Raw genomic sequence first — 5995 nt, forward strand, 5'->3', positions numbered from 1 at the left:
GGAACGAATACCCTTCAACTGACGGCAAAATCTGATGCTCCGTACACTGTCGGAACGAATACCCTTCAACTGACGGCAAAATCTGATGCTCCGTACACTGTCCATCCGCGATTTCGTAATTGTCGACTCGATTGAACTGGAATTTTCCTCAGGCTTTACCGTCTTCACCGGCGAAACCGGCGCCGGTAAATCCATCCTGATCGATGCACTGACGCTGGCGCTGGGCGGACGTGGCGATGCCAGCGTCGTGCGTGAAGGCGCGGCCAAAGCCGACATCACGGCCGATTTCGCGGTGACGCCGCAGGCGCAGGAATGGCTGGAAGCGAACGAGTTTGCGGAAGAAGAGGGCGGCGCCCTGCTGCGCCGCGTGATCGACAATGCGGGCCGCTCGAAGGCCTTCATCAACGGCGTGGCTGCTACCGCGGCGCAGCTGCGTGAACTGGGCGATTTGCTGGTCGATATCCATGGCCAGCACGCACACCAGTCGCTGCTAAAAACCGACGCGCAGCGCGAGCTGCTGGATAATCAAAGCGGCGCCAATGTGCGCGACGTGACCACGGCGTATAAAGCCTGGCGTGCGCTGGCGAAGCAGCTGGAGGAATACGAAACCAACGCCGCCAATCTGCAGTTCGAACGCGAGCGCCTGGAGTGGCAAGTCGCGGAGCTGGACAAGCTGGCGCCCAAGAAAGGCGAATGGATGGAAATCGGCAACGAGCATTCGCGCCTGTCGCACGCGGCCAGTCTGCTGGAAGGCGCACAGGAAGCCTTGAATGCGCTGTCCGAATCGGACGATCATCCGGTGCTGTCGCAGGTGTCGTCGCTGCACCAGAAACTGGGCAAGCTGCTCAGCGTGGACGCCGAATTGCAGCCGGTGGTCGACCTGCTCGAAACCGCGCGCATCCAGCTGCAGGAATCCGTGTACGCGCTGAACACCTATCTCGATAAAGTCGAACTGGACCCCAACCGTTTGCGCGAAGTCGATGCGCGCATGGAAGCGCTGCACTCCGCCTCGCGCAAATTCCGCGTCACCCAGGACGAGCTGCCGGACGAGCATGCGCGGCTGTCTGAAAAGCTGTCGCAGCTGGCCGACGCCAGCGACATCGAGGGACTGCGCAAGCAGGAAGAAAAGCTGAAGGCCGCGTACATGAGCGTGGCCCAGCAGCTGAGCAAAACGCGCGCGGCCGCCGCCAAAGCCTTGAGCAACGCCGTCACGCAAGCCATGCAGGACCTGAGCATGACGGGCGGCCGCTTTGAAATCGCGCTGAACCCGGCGGAGCCAGGCGCGAAAGGACTGGAGCAGATTGAATTCATGGTGGCCGGCCATGCTGGCGTGGCTCCGCGTCCGCTGGCAAAAGTGGCATCGGGCGGCGAGCTGGCGCGCATTTCGCTGGCGATTTCCGTCATCACCTCGCACGCGACGACGGTGCCGACCCTGATCTTCGATGAAGTGGACAGCGGCATCGGCGGCGGCGTCGCCGAAGTGGTGGGACGCCTGTTGAAGCGCCTGGGCCAGGAACGCCAGGTGCTGTGCGTGACCCACCTGCCGCAAGTCGCCAGCCAGGCCGGCCAGCACTTCCAGGTCGCAAAAGGCACCTCGGCAAACGGCAAGACCGCCAGCCGCATCGAGATCCTCGACCAGAAAGCGCGCGTGGAAGAAGTGGCGCGCATGCTGGGCGGCCTCGAAATCACCGCCACCACCCGCAAACACGCCCGCGAACTCCTCGCCTCCTGAACCTCTTTGGGGTCAGGCACGTTTTGCTACATGAGGCCGTGTCCCATTTAGTGCCTGACCCCAAAGGTATAATGGCAGGCTCTCTCGCGAACAAAAGAAGAATATGCCATTTGCCAAAGAACCGCCTTTCAAGCATGGGGCAGCCGCGCGTACGGCTGTGGTGCTCGTCAATCTCGGCACTCCCGATGAGCCGACACCAGGCGCGGTCCGCCGTTATCTGAAGGAATTCCTGTCCGACCCGCGCGTGGTCGAGATCCCGAAAGCGGTGTGGTGGTTCATTTTGCACGGCATTATTCTGCCCTTCCGTTCCAAGCAGTCGGCCCAGAAGTACGCGACCATCTGGACGCGCGAAGGTTCGCCGCTGAAGGTGCATACCCAGGCCCAGGCCACCTTGCTGCGCGGTGCGCTGGGCGAGCGCGGACATAATGAGCTAACCGTTGCCATGGCCATGCGCTACGGCTCGCCGTCCATCCCGGAAGTGCTGGACCGCCTGAAAGCCGAGGGCCACGACCGCATCCTGATCCTGCCCGCTTACCCGCAATACTCCGGCACTACCACCGCCTCCGTCAGCGACGCCGTGTTCGATCATTACAAGCGCGTCCGCAACCAGCCCGAACTGCGCCTGGTGCGCAATTACCACGACCACGAAGCCTATATCGATGCGCTCAAGAAGTCAGTGCTCGCTTACTGGGAAAACAACGGCCGGGGCGAAAAGCTGGTGATGAGCTTCCACGGCGTACCGAAACGCACGCTGACCCTGGGCGACCCCTACCACTGCGAATGCATGAAAACGGCCCGCCTGCTGGCTGAGAAGCTGAAGCTGAAAGAAGATCAGTACCTGGTCACTTTCCAGTCCCGCTTCGGCAAGGCGGAGTGGCTGCAACCCTACACCGCGCCGACCGTGGCGCAATTGGCAAAAGACGGCGTGCGCCGGCTGGATGTGATCTGCCCCGGCTTCACCAGCGATTGTCTGGAAACCCTGGAAGAGATCGCGATGGAAGTGCGCCACGACTTCGTGTCGAACGGCGGCAAGGAATTCAATTACATCCCCTGCCTGAACGAGCAGCCGGCCTGGATCGCCGCGCTGGCCGAAATCGCCGAGCAGCACCTGATCGGCTGGCCGACCATGCTCTCGCAGGCCCAGCGCGAGCTGCGTAAAAAAGATGCCGAAATCGCGAAAGTGCGTGCCCAGCAGCTGGGCGCTGCCCAGTAGTGAGTTGTTAGCACTTGCGGGGTGAGAGTGCCAGCCTGTTAAAATAGCCGGCTAGGGGATCAGTTCGCTGTAGCAGATCAGCGCAGTGGCGAGGAAGGCCCAGGCGATGATCGTCGCGGTAATAAAAGGCAACTTCATGATGCGCTCCGTCGGTGCACACCGTGGCACCGCATTGCCTTCAGTTTAGCCAATCAGTTGCCTAACGTGTCCCTCAGTTTTGTAAAGATTGTAACTCTGCCGTTACAAACTGCCGAGCTCGCCCGTGCGCCGCAAGGCGCTGGAGAAGCGGACAATAGCCCTTGAAATAAAAGGGTTAAGCCCCATTTCGAGCCAGTACGGTAACAATAGTAATGTCAAACAAACACGATTTGTAGGAGTCTCACAGATGCAAGATCAGGAAAACCAGCCAAGCCCGATTCCAGAGGCAGAACAGGCGGCCGCGCAACCATCGACTCCCGCCGACGCACCTGCCACTCCCAACCTGGAGGAGCAGCTGGCTGCCGCTGAAGCGAAACTGGCAGAAATGCAGGACGCTTTCATGCGCGCCAAAGCCGAAGGCGAGAATATCCGCCGCCGCGCCCAGGAAGACGTGTCCAAGGCACACAAATTCGCTGTTGAAAGCTTCGCCGAAGCCATGCTGCCTGTGAAGGACAGCCTGGAAATGGCGCTGAAGGTGGAAGCACCGACCCTCGACAGCCTGAAGGAAGGCGTGGAAATGACGCTGAAACAGCTGAATTCCGCCTTCGAACGCAACCGCCTGGTGGAAGTGATGCCGGCGGCTGGCGAGAAACTGGACCCGAACAAGCACCAGGCCGTGGCCATGGTGCCCGCCGAGCAGGAAGCCAATACCGTTGTGAATGTGCTTCAGAAGGGCTATATGATTGCCGACCGCCTGTTGCGTCCGGCCATCGTTACTGCGGCGCAGCCGAAGTAAGGCCTTGAAAACAATCAGCTTTTCCACATATAAGAACTATCTGACATTTAGTAAATAAAGGAAGAACAAATCATGGGCAAGATTATCGGTATTGACCTGGGTACCACCAACTCCTGCGTAGCAATCATGGAGAACGGCGCTCCGAAGGTCATCGAAAATGCTGAAGGCGCGCGTACCACGCCGTCTATCATCGCCTATCAGGACGATGGCGAAATCCTGGTCGGCGCGCCGGCGAAACGCCAGGCTGTGACCAACCCGAAGAACACCCTGTTCGCGGTGAAGCGCCTGATCGGCCGTAAATTCGACGAAAAAGAAGTGCAGAAGGACATCTCCCTGATGCCTTACGAGATCAACAAGGCCGACAATGGCGACGCATGGGTAGCCGTGCGCGACAAGAAGCTGGCCCCACCGCAGATCTCCGCTGAAGTGCTGCGCAAGATGAAGAAGACCGCCGAGGACTACCTGGGCGAAGAAGTCACCGAAGCCGTGATTACCGTGCCGGCCTACTTCAACGACTCGCAGCGCCAGGCAACCAAGGATGCCGGCCGTATCGCTGGCCTGGACGTCAAGCGCATCATCAACGAGCCGACCGCAGCCGCACTGGCATTCGGCCTGGACAAGACCGACAAGGGCGACCGCAAGATCGCCGTGTATGACCTGGGTGGCGGTACCTTCGACGTATCGATCATCGAAATCGCGGACGTGGACGGCGAGAAGCAGTTCGAAGTGCTGTCGACCAACGGCGACACCTTCCTGGGCGGCGAAGACTTCGACCAGCGCGTGATCGACTACATCATCGACGAATTCAAGAAGATCAACGGCCTGGACCTGAAGAAGGACCCGATCGCCCTGCAGCGTATCAAGGCATCGGCAGAGCGCGCGAAGATCGAACTGTCGTCCTCGCAGCAGACCGAGATCAACGAGCCGTACATCGCCATGGCGAACGGCGCACCGGTCCACCTGAACCTGAAGATCACCCGCGCCAAGCTGGAAGCCCTGGTGGAAGAGCTGATCTCCAAGACCATCGAGCCATGCCGCGTTGCGATCAAGGACGCCGGCGTGAAAGTGTCCGACATCGACGACATCATCCTGGTCGGCGGCATGACCCGTATGCCGAAGGTGCAGGAAAAGGTCAAAGAGTTCTTCGGCAAGGACCCACGCAAGGACGTGAACCCTGACGAAGCCGTGGCTGTTGGCGCCGCGATCCAGGGTGCAGTGCTGTCGGGCGACCGCAAGGACCTGCTGCTGCTGGACGTAACCCCGCTGTCCCTGGGTATCGAAACCCTGGGTGGCGTGATGACCAAGATGATCCACAAGAACACCACGATTCCTACCAAGTTCTCGCAAGTGTTCTCGACTGCCGACGACAATCAGCCGGCCGTGACCATCAAGGTGTACCAGGGCGAGCGCGAAATCGCTGCCGGTAACAAGGGTCTGGGCGAATTCAATCTGGAAGGCATCCCACCGGCAGCACGCGGTGTGCCGCAGATCGAAGTGACCTTCGACATCGACGCCAACGGCATTCTGCACGTGGGCGCGAAAGACAAGGCCACCGGCAAGGAAAACAAGATCACCATCAAGGCAAACTCCGGCCTGTCCGAAGAGGAAATCCAGAAGATGGTGAAGGACGCCGAACTGAATGCGGAAGAAGACAAGAAGGTCAAGGAACTGGCCGAGTCCCGCAATCAGGCCGACGCCCTGGTGCACAGCACCCGCAAGTCCCTGACCGAGTACGGCGACAAGCTGGAAGGCGGCGAGAAAGAGAAGATCGAAGCGGCCATCAACGATGTTGAAGCGGCGATCAAGAACGGCGACAAGGCAGCTATCGATGCCAAAGTCACCGCGCTGACCGAAGCTGCCCAGAAGCTGGGCGAAAAGATGTATGCTGACATGCAGGCGCAGCAAGGCGCTGGTGCAGAAGCGGGTGCCGCCCCTGGTGGCGCGCAAGCGGAAGCCAAGCCTGCGCAGGACGACGTCGTTGACGCCGACTTCAAAGAAGTCAAAGACAACAAGTAAGCTTCAAACAAACGGTCAACCCTGAAAGTCTGACCAGCCGAGCCGAGCGACCGCAGTAACGGGCTCGCTCGGCTTTTTCGCATAATTGGCACACCATGGC

Annotated in this window: 4 protein-coding genes; all 4 read left to right on the forward strand. The window is 60.0% G+C overall.

Annotated elements, in window-relative coordinates; all coding sequences use genetic code 11:
• The first annotated feature begins 85 nt into the window (after positions 1–85).
• The 4 genes from recN to dnaK all read left to right on the forward strand — a co-directional run bounded on the left by recN (position 86) and on the right by dnaK (position 5895).
• On the forward strand, positions 86–1732 hold the full coding sequence (gene recN, locus AB4Z11_RS20060; protein WP_442027171.1) for a DNA repair protein RecN: 1647 nt from the start codon (positions 86–88) through the stop codon (positions 1730–1732).
• Between the two features lie 103 nt (positions 1733–1835).
• Positions 1836–2945, forward strand: a complete 1110-nt coding sequence (gene hemH / locus AB4Z11_RS20065) for a ferrochelatase (RefSeq protein WP_442027172.1) — start codon at positions 1836–1838, stop codon at positions 2943–2945.
• Positions 2946–3330: 385 nt separating this feature from the next.
• Positions 3331–3879 carry a nucleotide exchange factor GrpE gene (grpE, locus tag AB4Z11_RS20070; RefSeq protein ID WP_442027173.1) on the forward strand — a complete coding sequence of 183 codons (549 nt, stop codon included), beginning with the start codon at positions 3331–3333 and terminating at the stop codon, positions 3877–3879.
• A gap of 72 nt (positions 3880–3951) precedes the next feature.
• Entirely contained in the window at positions 3952–5895 is a 1944-nt protein-coding gene (gene dnaK, locus AB4Z11_RS20075; protein WP_442027175.1) for a molecular chaperone DnaK, read from the forward strand.
• Positions 5896–5995: the final 100 nt, after the last annotated feature.

Source organism: Pseudoduganella sp. RAF53_2 (assembly GCF_052113985.1).
Classification (GTDB): Bacteria; Pseudomonadota; Gammaproteobacteria; order Burkholderiales; family Burkholderiaceae_D; genus Rugamonas.

Bases quoted from the DNA above. Each gene is read 5' to 3' on its own strand.
- recN (WP_442027171.1), top strand. From the start codon at position 86: ATGCTCCGTACACTGTCCATCCGCGATTTCGTAATTGTCGACTCGATT.
- hemH (WP_442027172.1), top strand. From the start codon at position 1,836: ATGCCATTTGCCAAAGAACCGCCTTTCAAGCATGGGGCAGCCGCGCGT.
- grpE (WP_442027173.1), top strand. From the start codon at position 3,331: ATGCAAGATCAGGAAAACCAGCCAAGCCCGATTCCAGAGGCAGAACAG.
- dnaK (WP_442027175.1), top strand. From the start codon at position 3,952: ATGGGCAAGATTATCGGTATTGACCTGGGTACCACCAACTCCTGCGTA.